A 16,539-nucleotide genomic window follows, 5' to 3' on the forward strand; every position below is an offset into this window, starting at 1 on the left:
GGGACATATACATTAAGTTCTATAGCTGTGCTGTTCGGCGATCTGGAGAACGCCAGTGTCACTTCCCTTTTATTCTGTGATGATGTGCATGAGCGTATATAGCGGACATCCAGATACTGATCTCCATTCTTAATTCTATAATTTTAAATAAATTACATATAATGTATAATTTAACACGCAATATGAAAGCGTATACAAAATAAGGAGGGATTTGATGTTTCATTGGATTGGAAAATGTATCTTACTTGCTTCGCTAGTCATGGCTGGTTTTGCATCGTCAGGTATGACTGACTATGCTTCCGCTGCTGCCCCTTCGGTCGGCTCGATCCCTGCTTCGTCCATTCCAGCTCCAACTGGAAGTGGTGTGATGACATTCAAGGTAATGAACGCGACAAATGGTGCGTATTCCGATAGCCAGGTGTACTGGGGCATCCTCGGTATCAATCCCGCTACCAAGCAATGGAGCTATCTCACCAGCTCGGGTGAGCTGCGTCCAATCTCAGCAGCGCTGAATGATGCGTCCGGTCATTTGACTAAAAATGGTGTGAACTACGCCAACATCTATAGCACGATCGCGCAAAAAGAATGGGTGAGCTTACCGAAGATGGATTCGGGTCGTATGTTCATCTGTGTCGGCTCGCCATGTTATATCAAAACCTATAATGATGGCTTCGCTGGCCCGGACATTAATAACCCGTCCGATCCGAATCTGAATGTGTATTTTGACTTTGTGGAATTTACAGTGAATGATTCGGGGTATCATGGTAATACGACTCGTGTCGATGGCTTTGGCTTCCCTTTACAGCATCGTCTGGTAAACCGTGCTGGTAACTACGACCGGACGGTAGGCGAGCAGGAATCAGAAACGCGTGCAAGCCTGTTTAACAAGTATCGCAGTGAGGTTCCTTCGGCGTTCAAAGGTCTGGCAGATGTACAGGCACCTTATCGTATCGTTGCTCCGATTCATGGCTCGTTCAAGGCGGGTGGAGCGAATGCGAATTATTTTGCTGGCTATTCCAATTATTCGACGCAGGAGATTTTGCTCTGTAATGGGGCATTGCAGGAATCTCCAGGCATCTGCTCGGCGATCAATCGTCATGTGTATGCCAATCAGGCGGATTGGAACAATGTAGCGGCTTATTACAAGGCAGCTCCAGCGAACTATTATGCTAAGTTCTGGCATGATCACAGCATTGGTGGGCTGGCGTATGGATTTGCTTATGATGATTATAATCAGCAGGCGGCTTATCTTGAGGTAGGTGATCCGAAAGGGTTAATCGTTCGAGTGGGCTGGTGAGGGTTTACTGCTGGATCGTTTCTGCATACTATTTAGTGCAGATTATGATAGAACATTCGATTCAGTTCGTTGAATGTCATTGATGGAGAATGTATGGTTTGAAGAATTATATAATTAGCTGGGATGCACAATTGGGTGCTTGGTGCAGCAATCACTCCAAAAAGGAATAAGGGGACGGACTCGGGTGGAGCCGCGGGAATCTACGGAGTAGGAGTCAGTTGTAGATTCCCGCCCCTCCAAAGGAGTCCTTTCCCCTTATTTCCTTTTTTCCGTTATGTGCGTCTGCGTCATGTGGTGTATGTTCATCTGCGTCGTGTGTATATGCATCTGCATCCTGATTCTGATGCTTTATTTCAAATCGTATCTTCAATATATGAAAAGCGGAAAGTCTTCTTCTTAATAGAAGGAAACTTTCCGCTTTTTCGTATATCTTTACATTTTTTGTCGGTTAGTACGTGTTCTGAACCTAATAAAACCTTATACTGCATCGCGAACCAATTTACATCAATCCACTACTTAACCTTTACAGCAAGTAACGTTCAGATTAATTCTTTCTCTTCGCTTTCTTCTATTAATAAAAGGTTGATGCGCGTTCATTTATGCCGTACTGATCTAAGATTAGGTTTTATATCATTGTTTTATACCTTATATCGTTTATCGTTGTCTCATATCTTTATTGCATATCATTGGTTTGATATAGCATGCAGTATCAACTATAAAATCGCGCAACACTTATTTCCCTCTACCTGGCAAATTTAATTGTGGCACGGGTACCTTTGACCAATCCATATCGGATGCGAAATAGAAGCTTGGGTAGCTTGGTTGATTATAGGTTGTATTTTGACGGGCGATGCCTGTACGGTATTGGGTGTCGTGCATTAAGGTGTAGAGCTTATGATTAGTGACTTCGGAGCTGAGATAGATGCGAATGGCGGAGCTATCGGCGGTACGTAGCAGTAATTCCTCTCTCCAGTCGCCGAAAATGTCCGCGACGAGGGAAGGATTGCCTTTCGTTCCGTTATTGCTCAGTGTGCCATTTGCGACGAGTACGACGCCTTTTTGCCAGTCTTTGATAGCTGGTGTGGATTCAAGGGAGCCGTCGATGATCTGAGTAGTGAGCTGAGGGCTCCATTTGATATTCATATTGGTGCCTGGATAGCTTTTACCGATGAGTGTGCCTGTGGCGGTGCGTAGATCGGTTGCCCATGTCTCGATGCCCGGGCGAGTCGGGTCGATATCGCCGATCATGCCACGTCCGGTATCGCGTCCGGTATAGGCGCCATAGATGACTTTTCCGGTGGCTGCATCGCGCAGCGCGTAGCCATACGGTGCGTAGGTTCCACCTTCATGAACCATGTAGATTTCCTGACCGGGACGGGTTGGATCGATATCGGCTACATGCAGGGCATCCCCGTGTCCCAGCTTAGCCAGCTGACCTGGAATTGCACTTCCAGCAGGCAGGATATCAGTGGAGCTATACAGCAATGATCCATCGTGATCGACCGTGCCAGAGCCGTATACAATCTCGTCCTTACCGTCTCCATCCACATCGGCAGCGGTCAATGAATGGGCGCCCTGACCTGCCAGTGGCCCCAGATCAGGATCGGTACCGTCTCGTCCATGTGGGCCATCGTTAAATGGGTTGCTCATAATCGCCCAGCCTGTGTCCGCTGTCCAATCCTTACTCAGCTTCTTGCCATCCCAGCTATAGGATACGAGCGCTGCACGTGTATAATATCCGCGTGCAAATACGGCAGACGGTGTCTTGCCATTCACATAGGCAACCGTAGCGAGGAAACGATCCACTCGATTGCCCGGCTCGATCCGACTCATCGCGTAATCGCCCCACATCAGCCCATCGTCATAGCGCTCCGGCTCGTAGGCTACCGTCTGCTCCTCTTTGCCGCTGCGCCCTTCAAATACAGTCAGGTACTCCGGCCCGCTCACGATAAAGCCTTCAAAGTCGCGCAGATCATTACGTGTGCTTCGTGCTGGTGCATACACGTCGATAAAATAGTCTGCCAGCGCTCTGGCATCATTCAGCGATAACGGGTAGCTGTATTTTGGCGCAATACCAAATGCTTGCTCCAGCGTCGCTGGCCAGTGACCATTTTTCACTTCAGGGTGCTCACTCCAGCCCTGAAACATCGTCACCAGATGGTTATAATAATCCTCGCTGCTCATCCGATAATCATCGGTATTGGCATAGCCTGCCTGACGATCTGCTTTGGGCAGGGAAATGTATTGCTCCGACACGACATTGCCGCGTGCACCATAGCGTGTAATTTTCGTACCCGGCGCTGTTTTCATCATCAGCTCGGCTTTACCATTACCGTCAAAATCGTACACGAGGAATTGCGTATAGTGAGCGCCTGAACGAATATTCACGCCCAGATCAATCCGGTAGAGCAGGGTGCCGTCCAATCGATACGCATCGATATAGGTATTGCCGGTGTAGCCCTTTTGCGAAACGTCCTTGGCATTGGATGGATACCATTTGACGAAGTATTCATATTCGCCGTCTCCGTCCACGTCTCCAACGCTCATATCATTAGCGGAATAGGTGTAGCTTTCTCCGGCAGGTGTCACGCCATCCGCAGGTTTCTGTAGTGGCAGATCGTAATAGGTGTCATTCCAAACGGACACCGGTGCGGTCAGCTTGCTCTTGTCTGGCTTGAGCAAACTATTAGCGCTGATCCCATATTGCTGCGCAGCCACAGCAGCAGACAGCTCCACGCCTGCTTCCGCTCCGTATGTAGCTTCGCCTACGGTCGAGATAGCCTCTTCCTCATCCCCATAGACAGCCTCTGTCGCTCCATCGTTCATACGAGGCGATACTGTAATCGGCAACAGACGATAACGGTCATCTGGCTTCCCTGTACGATCCAGGTAGTTCGTGCTATCGCGCACCACCGCTACAAATGTACCGTTCCGATATACAGCAAAATCCGTTCCCGTTAGCCCTGTATCCGAATAACCTGTCACTTCATTGCCCATCAAACGCCAGCTTAGAAAGTTGCCTTCCTCTGTACGCGCAGCGACCAGTCCACGATCCAGACGCTCCAGCTGTACACCCTGCTTCCCGCCAGCTATCGCCAGACTTTCACTGTTCACTGATTCCTCCGCTGCCGATACAGGCCCTGTGATCGGCAAAATCAATACAACTCCGAGTGCTGCTGCCAAGATGCGTGTCGTTAGAGAATGCTGCTTATTGCTCACATGATTCACGCTCCGTTTCTTATTTTGATAACGCTTACAAAATAGCTTACAAAATAAAATAATGGAATAGCCTTTCATAGCCTCCCTATCCGGTTAGCTGTGCTGCTTGTGCTTACCCCTTCTCCTTTCTCTCGTTGACCTGCAGCTGCACATCAGAAGAAAGTATCTGATATTTTTTATTATAAAATCCTTCCTATGTAAGCGCGTTCAAAAATCAGATTGAACTGTTTAAATAACCGATTGAATCGTGAACATACCTGTAGCTCGCTAGCTGTTCAGTTATATACGCCGGAATACTTATTATGATCGAAGTTAAGCCATACGCCAGTCATTATGTAATATTACATAACATTAATTTATATTTTCCGCATAAGTATACTACTTTATCTTATATTTATTTACAAATAAAATAATAAATCCTCTTAAAAAGGAACGATTCCAGCTACTATATTATTAATCATTCGTATTTCGGTAGTTTTCCTTACATAAATACACATTCAATCAGCAAAAGGGGCGCTGTTTATGGAAAACAAGGCTAGTGGAGGCAAAATATTTTCGCTCGGATTACAGCATGTACTGGCAATGTATGCAGGTGCGATTCTCGTTCCGCTGCTCGTTGGACGAGCGCTTAATCTAACTAGTGAGCAGCTCGCTTATCTGGTCGGTATTGATCTGCTTACCTGTGGTATTGCTACCTTCCTGCAAGCATGGAAAACGAAACATTTCGGCATCGGTCTTCCGGTCATGCTGGGCAGCTCCTTTGTAGCGATCACACCGATGATTGGCATCGGGAATCAGTATGGACTGGGTGCCGTCTATGGAGCGATCATTGCCGCTGGTTTATTTATCGTCGTCTTCGCCGGATCATTTGGCAAAATCATTCGTCTCTTTCCACCTGTCGTTACAGGGACAGTCGTCACGGTTATCGGTCTATCGCTTGTACCAACAGGGATTAAAAATATGGCAGGCGGTGCGGCAAATAAAGACTTTGGTAGCCTAGAGAACTTTTTGCTATCATTTGGCGTACTGGCATTTATTTTGATCATGAATCGCTTTTTCAAAGGCTTTATGCGCTCGCTATCGGTGCTACTTGGTATTATCGCAGGCACACTGGTCGCAGCATTGCTGGGAAAAGTCAATCTGGCGGCGGTTAGCGAGGCTTCATGGTTCCATTTGCCACAACTGTTCGCCTTCGGCATGCCGGAGTTCCGAATTGCTCCGATTATCACGATGATCATCGTCTGTATGGTTATCATCGTAGAATCGACAGGTGTATTCCTGGCGCTAGGACGTATCTGTGAGCAGAAGCTCACTCCACAGGATATGACACGTGGCTATCGAACAGAAGGTCTGGCGATTGTACTTGGTGGTCTGTTCAATGCGTTTCCGTACAATACGTTCGCACAAAATGTCGGACTGGTTGAGCTGTCCCGTGTCAAAACACGCAATGTCATTTTCATGGCGTCCGGTATTTTAGTCGTGCTGGGCTTTGTGCCGAAAATTGCAGCACTCGCTACGATTATCCCGCCCGCTGTACTTGGTGGTGCAACAGTTGTACTGTTCGGTATGGTCATTGCCTCCGGTATTCGGATGCTGACCGAAGTGGATTTTAAGGATCAGCGTAATCTGCTTATTGTCGCGTGCTCGCTCTCGCTGGGGATCGGTGCGACTGTGGTACCTGAGCTATTCGCGGGCTTGCCATCTGCGCTGCGTATCATCGTGAGCGATGGTACGATTACAGGCAGTCTGACTGCGATCGTACTGAATTTGTTTTTCCATATGACTGCGCGCAAGTCGGAGCGTACGACTAGCGAGAATCAGCCTAGTGCAGCAGAGACTAAGATTGTAAAAGAACAGGTATCTTGAAGCATCTGTCACTTGTGAACATACTTGGAGGAGTAAAAACCCTTATACGTTTCTCATAAAATGTCATACAAACAAGCTACCAGGCATTGTCCGGTAGCTTGTTTGCTTGTTTGTATGACAGAGCATAGATCCTTTATTATGCCTTCACTGCAATACATCGCTATCCTGAATACATATATACTCCCCGTATTCTAGCCCTCCGCCGTCCAAAGCGGCGCTGAATATGGTATAATCACCACTATTGATAGTTAAGAAGGAGATGCTCATGCTTACTTTTGAACAAAAACTGGATGTGCTGCAATCGTACCCTCAGTTGCAACGCAAAAATGTTTCCCTTGGACGGGTAAATTTTCATTTTGAAGAAAGCACAGTAGAAAAGAAAATTGTCGCTTTCCATATTCATCCCAACGGCAATGGCTTTATTTACGCAGGATTGCTGGACGAATACGAGACGGATGATAAAGGCTTTGTTAATATACGCGATTATTCCGAAGAACAGCTTCGCACATTGCTCGATGCGACAATGAAGGCGATGTCCAGTCAACCCAAGCCAGTGAATGAAGTCGTAGAAACGAACACGCCATCTGTGATTCCTTTCTCTTCCGGTTCATCGGCAGGAGGTCAATGGATGAACGATGAGGGACATACCTTGATTCTCAAATATGAGGACGATATGTGGTGTCTGTATGCAGGCAGCAATCTTGATATGGCCTTCGAATCGCGCCGCGAAGCGGATGACTATTTACGCGAAGAGGGCTTCAAACCGAGTGCCAAAGCGTAATCCCCATTTGTTCCTGTTCTTATTTCTGAACGACTTTTTATTGTGAACTATTATTGAAGATTATCGATGGAACGATGATCTAGAACCAAATAAAAACAACGCCACCCTGCAGGTAGTGGCGTTGTTTTTGTTTTCTGAACTTTGTTCAATATTCCTCATCTCAGGACAACGCATGGCTAGACTGGTATAATGTAACTAATTGCGAATAGGAAGACTTTTGTATTCGTATCGTTATACCGTCAGTACATGATCGAAGTGCAACACCACTACAGAGACAAGGATAGGAGCTGCTTATGTCTGATCAAAGTATTATCTTTTTCGATATCGATGGAACATTGCTGGACTTCAACAAGCAGATCCCTGCTTCTACCAAGCAGGCGATTGCGGATTTGCGTGCACGTGGACATGAGGTAGCGATCGCTACCGGACGTGCTCCGTTTATGTTTGAAAAGATTCGCAAGGAGCTGGATATCGACACGTATGTCAGCTACAACGGACAATATGTCGTCCTGCGCGGTGAGGTCATTTATCGTAATCCGCTGAATGCGGATGCGCTGGTAGCCTTAACCGAGACGGCGATCCAGAACGATAATCCGATCGTCTATATGGATGCGGAAGATATGCGTGCCAACGTACCAGAAGAGCATGAATATATTACAACGAGCATTAGCACATTACAGGTCGATAAATTCCCAACCTATGACCCTGCTTATTACCAGCAGCGTGAAATGTACCAATGCCTGCTATTTTGCCTGGAAGGTGCCGAGCAGCAATACGAAGCGAGCTTTAAAGACTTTGACTTTATTCGCTGGCATCCGATGTCAGTTGACGTGCTGCCTGCTGGCGGCTCAAAAGCACATGGTATTGCCAAAATCACTGAAAAGCTCGGCTTCCCTGCAGAGCGTCAGTATGCCTTTGGCGACGGACTGAACGATGTAGAGATGCTCAAGCAGATTCATCACAGTGTCGCGATGGGCAATGCAGAGCCAGAAGCGAAGGCTGTTGCACGCTATGTGACCAAGCCTGTCGATGAGGATGGTATCGTGCATGGTCTGCGTATGGTAGGCTTGCTGGATTAAGTGTATACACTACCAATATAAAAGTATTAGAAATGCAAACAGAGCTTGTATCGTGTTCATTCGCGATACAAGCTCTATTTGTGCTGATACATATAGCTTCTATTATATAGTCATAAATGTACTTATGCTCTTATCGTCATTACCATGGCATCTTTGTCTAGCCTCTATGCTCATTACTTGCCTTTACATCATCCCTTTTACGCCCGACTACGAAACAGCAGATAGACGAAATAGGGCACACCAATCAATGAAATGACAATCCCTGCCGCTAGCTGAGCCGGAGCGAAGATCGTTTTGCCAATCAGATCAGCCAGCACCACCATCAGCATACCCGTTAAGCCAGCGATCGGTAGCATATAACGATGATGGACACCAACAAGTCGGCGTGCGATATGCGGAGCGATCAAGCCGACAAAGCCGATTCCACCTGATACGGACACACATGCCGCCACAATACCAACAGCTGCAAGAATAAGCTGACGGCGCTGCCTCCCGAGCCCAACCCCAAGGCTTAATGCGGACTCATCATGCAGCTGTAGCACGTCCAGCATACGTGAGCGATACCATAAATACGGCGTCAATAAGAGCAGCCATGGCACAGTGGCTCCAATATAGCGCCAGTTCGCGCTATGCAGACTTCCTGCCAGCCATACCGCTGCCGCTTCGAAGTCATTCGGATTCATTTTTAACGATGTATAGAGCGTGATCGCGGCAAAGCCAGAGCTCACCGCAATTCCAACCAGAATCAACTGCTGCGGATCCAGCCTACCATTACTGCGTGCCAGCCAGAAAATAATCCCCACCGCCAGCATGCCTCCTGCTAATCCGAATAATGGCATCGCCATATACCCCAGCCACCCACTGAGCTCCAATGTATGGCGAAACAGTAACATAAATAGTACAACTGCCATACTTGCTCCAGCATTAATCCCCAGCATGCCCGGATCAGCCAATCCATTGCGTGTCACACCCTGAATGACCGCTCCAGCGATTCCCAATCCAAAGCCAACCAGCAGGGCAAGCACAATCCGTGGTAAGCGAAAATCAAATACGACAAGATCATGAGCTGGCGAAGGGTCAATACGCAGCAGTGTCCGCATTACATCAAGCACTGACATATCAAATGTACCGTTAGTGACGCTAATATAGACGGTGATGAATGTGACGAGTAGTAGCAGCGTAGCAATGAACCACGAACGCTTACGGTCAGCAGAATGTGAATACAGATCATCTGGCTGGAGCTTCATGTGTTTTCCCTCCTTTGCGTCGAATCAGATAGAGGAAAAATGGCACACCGATCAATGCTGTAACGACACCAATCGGCGTCTCAAATGGAGGATTGAGCCAGCGACTGATCAGATCACACCAGCCGAGCAATAGTCCGCCCAGCCATGCACAGCAAGGGATCACTTTACGATAATCTGTTCCTACCAGATAACGAGTTATGTGAGGAACAATCAGACCGATAAAGGCAATCTTACCTGCAATCGCTACAGCACTCCCGGTAAGCAGTACGACTGCCAGCATAGCCAGTCCTTTAATCCATGCGGTACGCTGACCTAGTCCAGCTGCAATCTCATCCCCCATTGCAAGTACGGTGATCGAGCGTGCTAGCAGTAGCGCCAGCACCAAACCTGCCAGTGCTATCGGTAAAATAAGCTGTAGCAGCGCCGGGTCGATCTGATTTAGCCGCGCATTGTACCAGAAGCTCACCGACTGCGAAATCTGAAAATAAGTTGCCGCCGCCTCTGCGATGCCGCCGAGAAAGGTACCTACAATCGTTCCCAGAATCGCCATTCGCACAGGCGAGGTTCCTCCCGGCAATAACCATGCCAACCCAAATACAATACCAGCCCCTACCGCTGAACCGAGTAACGAATATCCTACCATTACCAGCGAGGATGCTCCCGGTAACAGAATCATACATAATGTAATCGCAACGACAGAGCCATCCGCTACCCCCATAATCGATGGAGAAGCGAGTGGATTGCGAGTCATCCCCTGCATGACCGCTCCGGCTACAGCCAATAATGCACCGATCAGCAAGGCACCACATGCACGTGGCAAACGGGAATGCACAATAATCTGATGCTGAATATTATGTTCATCAAAATGAAGCAGTGCCTGCATCACTGTATTCAAATCGATTCCACTTGCGCCGTACCATACGGAAATGCCAATAGTGAGCGCTACCGATATCGGCACGCCCACTATGAACAGCAGCGAATATCCGAACCGGATACCGCCAGACATCTTATTCATTATTTAGTCAGTTCCTTCACCGCAGCTTGCAAAAATTGATCACGGCTCCACGCAGGCCCACCTTCAGACAATGGATCAATTACATTCACGTACACATGACCGTTTTGAGAAGCTTTGGTTTTATTAAAAATGGGATTGTTTTGCAGGTTAGTCAGTGCTTCGGGTGTATCTGCATTTTCGTCCTCAGAAAATTGAATAAACAGATGATCTGGATTCAACTGGGCGAGCTGTTCTATGGAGATTTCCTGCTGCGCCTTTGCCTGCTGGATCAGCTCCGGTATTTTTAAACCAAGGTCTTCATACAGCGCTGCGTTGACAAAGACATTGGATGGATACACGTATACCGTTCCCTGGCGAATTCGTACAGCAAGTACGGTTTCCTCCTGCGCTCTGGCACCAAGCTGTTGCTTTCCCTTGGCAATATCATTTTCATAGGTGCTAATCGCAGTCTCTGCCTGTTCCAGCTTGCCGGACAGTTCTCCCATCAGCTTCAGATTATCCTGCCAGTTATCTGAAATATGAGATACGGGAATCGTTGGTGCGATTTTGTTCAATTGCTCCAATACAGGCGCATCGAATTTGGTCGTACCCAGAATGATATCGGGCTTGAGGGAGAGGATCGTTTCAAAATTCGGTTCGGTTTTTTCGCCAATCGATTGTGCATCCCCGGTGATCGAAGCGAATTTCTCTGGAAACTTGCCACGATAGGTAATCGCACCTACCGGATGTACATCCAGTGATAATGCATCCTCCATCGCTTCCATAGAGCCTGTAATAACGATACGCTTGGCAGTTACAGGTACGGTGTATGTTTTGCCTAGATAGGTGATCGTATGAGTCTGCTCGTCTGTGCTTGTACCTGTTGTTGAAGCTGTTGGTTCGTTTGAAGCTGCTCCACTCGTATTGCTTGCTCCATTGTTACTGTTACCGCAAGCAGCGAGCATTGCAGTCACCGCTAATATAAGGATGAGGGAGAGCAAGCCGGTTACGCGATGTTGGCGCTTCCCTTGAAAATAGTTAGGATTCCGATCATTCATGATTAATATACGCCCCTTTCAGCATGGAGAACACTTGATAATCATTCTCAATAAAGATCATAGTATGGATGAGGCGTTACGAACATGGACAATGTACGCAAAAGGCATGGACGATATTATGCACAGGAAGGAAGTTTAGGTATAGGGATGAAACAGAAATCTACGATATGGAATAGAATGTAGATTTCTGTGCTTTCATTTTCCTTCTGTCATGGTCGCTTTGACCACACTACTTAGCTCATCTATATTCCAGCAGTCTGTTGAACTCGTGTATCCAGATCGATCGCCATCCGTTTATAAGCTTCGGGTGAGCGATCACGCCATGGATCAGATGGGAGCCAATGTATCGTATTTTGCTGTACGGCTCGTAAGGAAAGCCAGGTGGAATGACTTTGCAGTTCTCTCCAGTGCTGCAAGGTTTCGCTTTCCTGACAGACGAGCAGTAGCAAGCGATCAATACCGAGTTGAGCTAGATGTTGAATGGAGATAGGCGTATCTTCATCTTCTATTCCATCCGAGTTCAGCTGTATTAATTGCATACCAAGATCGTCGCGCAGCATATACGCAGCTTCAGATGACCAGCAGGAATAGAAATTCCCCTTCCAATAGCGTACAAAAGCAATTCGCTGCTCCTGCTTGCCCCAGCTTTGTTCTATACGCTGTCGGATGGGCTGTAGCTGCTGATGATATGCATTCAGCCAGCTGTGAGCCGCCTGCTCTGCCTGCGAACCTAAGACAGTCGCAAGCTGGAGTAGCTGCTGCTTCCATGTGCGTGTACGGCTATCGATATAATGTACACTGGTAATCTGCTGAAGCAGTTCCTTTTCCTGATCGCTAATATGATCGGGTGCGATGATACACTCTGGTGCGCAGTGACGTAAAATATCGATATTGCTCTGCCAGTTCATTGTGGCACGCTGGACACTAAGATGAACAGGAATATTAGCGGCATAACGTTTTTCATCGTGTGCCGTCCATTTCGGATGGAGGGGTGCTGCGTAGGGCATTACACCAAGCGCTAGCAAATATCCGGTCGCGATCGGATCATAGGAGGCTAGCTTGCGTGTATGATTGCGAATATAGGCAGATGGTGTAATCCCCGTCTCCTGCTTGAATTTGCGGCTAAAATAAAACTCGTCATTATACCCGACCCGATGAGCAATATCGCGTAAACGTAGCTCGGGATTCGCCATTAAGCGACGTGCATGCTCCATTCGTAGACGTGTAATATAATGCACGACACTTTCACCATATTGCTTCTTGAACAGACTGACATAATAGTTGCGACTCAGCCCTGCCATCTCGGCAAGCTGCTCCAATGTTAGCGGCTCCCGATAATGCTGCTCGATATATACTCGCGTACGCTGTAGCTTCATGCTGGCATCTCCGGCTTCGACCTGCTCCTGTTCATGCAGATCACAGAGCAGCTGTAAAAAAAGCCCGGTTGCTCGTGTTCGACTACCTACACTTCCACCATGCCAGTAGGTGTATAATTCTTCACAGATCGGTAATAGCCATGTGCCGGAAATTGGACAATCCCATGTTTGCAGCTGCTCCCGATGATCTGACCTCTCGCGCTCATCATGTACGGGACGATGATTGCTTTTCTGGCTTGTATCGCTATTGTTCTCGTATTCATCAAGCGAAGCTTTTTTCACCGGTGAGCCTGTCTCTTCCTTACTCAGCAGCTGCCCTGCTTCAAGTTCACGATAACAATCAAAGCGCAGCAAATAAACGCTCATTCCTTTACGTCCAGAGGAACGCAGACCAAGTGTACTACCCGGTGCAAACCAGTGTACGCTTTGCGACTGAACCCTTATTCGTCCCTGCTCACGCGTCAATGATCCGCTACCTTCAGCAATAATAAGCAGTGTATGAGTCGATGTATATTGCTGCGGTAACCGAAAATCTCCCTTGCTGCGAATTTTCTCCACATCGCGGATCCGAAATACATGGTCGTCCACTTCCTTCAATATAAGCGGCTCATGCTTAAAGCGATTTGCAGTATCTCGCGAACGATGTAGCTCGACTGGATCGGATGTCTGTACCGATACGAGCTGATCTTGTATGTTCTTCATCCGTTATATCCTCCTTACATCATACGATCTATAGGTCTGAATCAGGAGCTGAACAGCCAGACGACTATGTTAAAAATAACAGCATTTCAAAAGAACTCGTGCCTAATAGCTAGCAGTCCAGCTGTCATAGCTTGTTACTCCATCTGTTACAAGCCCTATCTATATCTCTCAATCTCCTAATGCTCTGCCTCATAAATGATAACAATTCTCAATAATTCCTATCCGTAACTGTACCCCTTCATGCCTGCAACGTCAACGTAAGGACAACTTTTTTCAATTTTTGTCCATGAATACAGCCGTATATTGTGCATGGTCGCTGTTCCATATACTCGCTATGCTGAAAAGTACATAAAATAGCGCATTAATCCGGTCGTATGCCCATCATCTGTACTTTATAGGGTATACTCGCTATTTTCATTCCACTTTAGTCAACAGGAGGTATGATACCCATGACCCCTTCCAATCATTCACATGATTCCCATACTGCTCATCTTACCCAGTCCGAGCTACAGCCATTAACAGTAGCCGAGGTTCGTTTACGAGGTACGATGCAGCTCAATCTCTTGTCCACTGAAGGAAGAGCATATCGGATTCTATTATCATTACCGGATAGTCCCGCTCCGCCAGCAGGCTATCCGATCATCTATATGCTGGATGGACATTATTTATTCGCTACGATGCTAGAGGCTGAGCGCTCACAATCACGCCGTACGGAGAAGACAGGTGCGGTTGCTTCGATTATTGTAGGCATTGGCTATCCATCAGAGCTGCCTAACTCACCGAAGCGGCATTTCGATTACACCTTACCTGTTCCATCGCAGCAGCTGCCCCCTTCACGAGATGGACAACCCTGGCCTGCTCATGGTGGAGCGGATCTCTTTTTGCAGTTTATTGAGCAAGTGCTTAAGCCTGAGATCGAGCGCCTTTTGCCTGTAAATCGCGCTCATCAGACACTATTAGGACATTCCTTTGGAGGTCTATTTACGCTGCATACGTTATTTACATCACCACAATCATTTCGTAATTATGTGGTTGCCAGTCCATCACTTCACTGGGCACAGCCATTAATTGCTGAGGAGGAACAGCAATTTGTTGATTATATGAAGCAACAACAAGAACGGGGACAGACCAAGACACATCATCTGCTAATCGTAGCAGGCGAATTGGAATGTGCCGCCCCATTCTATATGCTGCAAAATGCGAGAACACTTGCAGAACGCCTGACTGCACTGGAAGAGTCTGGACTTCATGTACGCTTCCGTGAATATCCAGAAGAAAATCACGGCTCTGTCGTTCCCTCTATGATTAGTGCCGCATTACGCACTGCTAGCTTATAAATTAGTTATAAGCTAGGACGGTGAGACACTGCTGAAATCCATCTATACGTATGTAGTATTCGTCATCCATTTATTCGGCGATCCTATAGTTAGAACTGCTTAACTAGCTGTCGTGATCAGGATCGATTCATTTAGCTTCATTACATTGATTAGGCATTGGGTAGGCGTAAAGATACTATCTCGATAAGGGTCGCTACAGCTTTACCACAGTTTGTTTTCTCCTCTTTCTGTAATCTCTCTCTATTACGTATTGATCATGTATCCAGCGTACCTTTAGAATAACAGTTGATTTTCCGATATTAGGAATAGGTGGCAGATGCGTGCATTCATGATGCATCTGCCATCATAGAGAGATATAACAGAAAAGGGGAACATTGCATGTCCACACATTCACAGATTGACCCGTATCACCATGAAGCATCATCGGATACGATCCAGCAGCATTCTTTTATAAACTGGCTTCGCCCACTAGCGATAGTATTCGCTGCTTTCCTTGTATGCATCGCATACACTAGCTTCACCCCATCCGCAAGTGCAGATACGAAGCGCAATACATATCATTCGGTTTCGCTGTACGTCAATGGTGAGCTGCAAATCATGCCGCAGCTAGCGCAGCTTATGAACGGCAATACGCTGTACATTCCGGTCAAGCAGCTGGATCGTATTCCCGGCATCACGGTCAATTATGGTAGTCCACTCAGCCTGACTGGAAGCCGCGGTAATGCGACGATCAACAGCTCGAATTCCTTTGTCTATGCAGGCACAACGTATGTTACATACAAAACATTGCTTGCCATCAGTGAGCTAGACGGTCGTTATGCCTCCAGTGCGTACACATTGTTCGTCTGGACAACCGATGAGGGCAAAGCGAAGTCTGCTACCATTTTGGCGAATATTAGCCAGCTGCCAGCCGGAGCAGGTACACTGACCGGACAGAAAATCTACCCATTTCATGAGTCTGGAGCATACTGGATTACCGATGTTGCCTATGATGCAGGCAGTACGGTCTACTATATTACTGCACGCAATTCGGGTGGTAACGAAATCCATCTCAATAGTAATGATGCGGCATTTGATTTTGTACTGGATGCTGCTCTAGCGCAGGTTCAAAATGATCTACGCGGCAAAACAGTCTGGTACGATAATCGTAAGATTCAAGTGGAAAAAATCAATCATCTGGACAAGCTTACCTTTGTTAACTTCCAAATTGAGGACGATAATACGATCCGTGCGGTTGTCCGCAAAACGAACAATAAACTATATTCATTCGATCTTGATCCTCATTTCAGCGTGCCCGATATGATAGAAGGTCGTCTTTTTTTCAAAAATCCGCGTTCGGTGTATAAATGGAGCAATAAGGTGTGGGATGCGATCGCTGCCAATGAAGTATTCGCAGGCATGACTCGCGAGCAGGTTATTCTGTCATGGGGCGTACCATCTGATTACAATACGTATCAATCGTCCAGCCTGACCTATGAGCAATGGATCTATTCACGTAATTATCTGTATTTCTGGAACGGCAAGCTTAGCTCGATGCAGAGCTTTTAATGCCAAGACAAAAAGACATGTACCGCATACAGGGT

11 protein-coding genes are annotated in these 16,539 nt (G+C 47.1%); 6 read left to right on the forward strand and 5 right to left on the reverse strand.

Features of this window, described 5'->3' with window-relative positions:
- Window positions 1-214 precede the first annotated feature (214 nt).
- A complete protein-coding gene (locus tag SK066_RS19150; protein WP_320542677.1) occupies window positions 215-1,297 on the forward strand; it encodes a glycoside hydrolase family 64 protein in 1,083 nt (360 codons plus the stop codon).
- A 732-nt stretch (window positions 1,298-2,029) separates the two neighbouring features.
- On the opposite strand, the gene SK066_RS19155 is transcribed toward SK066_RS19150, so the two are convergent.
- The gene (locus SK066_RS19155) at window positions 2,030-4,516 is read right to left on the reverse strand and encodes a rhamnogalacturonan lyase (RefSeq protein WP_320542678.1); all 2,487 of its coding nucleotides are present in this window, start codon (window positions 4,514-4,516) and stop codon (window positions 2,030-2,032) included.
- A gap of 522 nt (window positions 4,517-5,038) precedes the next feature.
- Here SK066_RS19155 and SK066_RS19160 point away from each other — a divergent pair.
- The 3 genes from SK066_RS19160 (at window position 5,039) to SK066_RS19170 (ending at window position 8,242) form a co-directional block, all read left to right on the forward strand.
- Window positions 5,039-6,382 carry a nucleobase:cation symporter-2 family protein gene (locus tag SK066_RS19160; RefSeq protein WP_320542679.1) on the forward strand — a complete coding sequence of 448 codons (1,344 nt, stop codon included), beginning with the start codon at window positions 5,039-5,041 and terminating at the stop codon, window positions 6,380-6,382.
- 265 nt (window positions 6,383-6,647) lie between these two features.
- On the forward strand, window positions 6,648-7,163 hold the full coding sequence (locus SK066_RS19165) for a hypothetical protein (RefSeq protein WP_320542680.1): 516 nt from the start codon (window positions 6,648-6,650) through the stop codon (window positions 7,161-7,163).
- Between the two features lie 293 nt (window positions 7,164-7,456).
- Window positions 7,457-8,242: a Cof-type HAD-IIB family hydrolase gene (locus tag SK066_RS19170; protein ID WP_320542681.1), complete on the forward strand. Its 786-nt coding sequence runs from the start codon at window positions 7,457-7,459 to the stop codon at window positions 8,240-8,242.
- A gap of 197 nt (window positions 8,243-8,439) precedes the next feature.
- Here SK066_RS19170 and SK066_RS19175 read toward each other — a convergent pair whose 3' ends face one another.
- The 4 genes from SK066_RS19175 to SK066_RS19190 all read right to left on the reverse strand — a co-directional run bounded on the left by SK066_RS19175 (window position 8,440) and on the right by SK066_RS19190 (window position 13,619).
- Window positions 8,440-9,489: a FecCD family ABC transporter permease gene (locus SK066_RS19175; RefSeq protein WP_320542682.1), complete on the reverse strand. Its 1,050-nt coding sequence runs from the start codon at window positions 9,487-9,489 to the stop codon at window positions 8,440-8,442.
- Window positions 9,470-10,495, reverse strand: coding sequence for a FecCD family ABC transporter permease (locus SK066_RS19180; RefSeq protein ID WP_407673833.1), 1,026 nt, complete (start codon window positions 10,493-10,495; stop codon window positions 9,470-9,472). The genes SK066_RS19175 and SK066_RS19180 overlap by 20 nt, the downstream gene beginning before the upstream one ends.
- 8 nt (window positions 10,496-10,503) lie before the next feature.
- Complete coding sequence (locus SK066_RS19185; RefSeq protein WP_320542684.1) at window positions 10,504-11,541, reverse strand: ABC transporter substrate-binding protein; 1,038 nt, start codon at window positions 11,539-11,541, stop codon at window positions 10,504-10,506.
- Between the two features lie 242 nt (window positions 11,542-11,783).
- A complete protein-coding gene (locus SK066_RS19190) occupies window positions 11,784-13,619 on the reverse strand; it encodes an AraC family transcriptional regulator (protein ID WP_320542685.1) in 1,836 nt (611 codons plus the stop codon).
- 449 nt (window positions 13,620-14,068) lie between these two features.
- On the opposite strand from SK066_RS19190, the gene SK066_RS19195 reads away from it, so the two are divergent.
- Together SK066_RS19195 and SK066_RS19200 are read left to right on the forward strand one after the other, a co-directional pair.
- Complete coding sequence (locus tag SK066_RS19195; protein WP_320542686.1) at window positions 14,069-14,956, forward strand: alpha/beta hydrolase; 888 nt, start codon at window positions 14,069-14,071, stop codon at window positions 14,954-14,956.
- 378 nt (window positions 14,957-15,334) lie between these two features.
- Window positions 15,335-16,504 carry a hypothetical protein gene (locus tag SK066_RS19200; RefSeq protein ID WP_320542687.1) on the forward strand — a complete coding sequence of 390 codons (1,170 nt, stop codon included), beginning with the start codon at window positions 15,335-15,337 and terminating at the stop codon, window positions 16,502-16,504.
- Window positions 16,505-16,539: the final 35 nt, after the last annotated feature.

It is taken from the genome of Paenibacillus hunanensis (assembly GCF_034055775.1).
In the GTDB taxonomy this organism is placed as follows: domain Bacteria; phylum Bacillota; class Bacilli; order Paenibacillales; family Paenibacillaceae; genus Saccharibacillus; species Saccharibacillus hunanensis.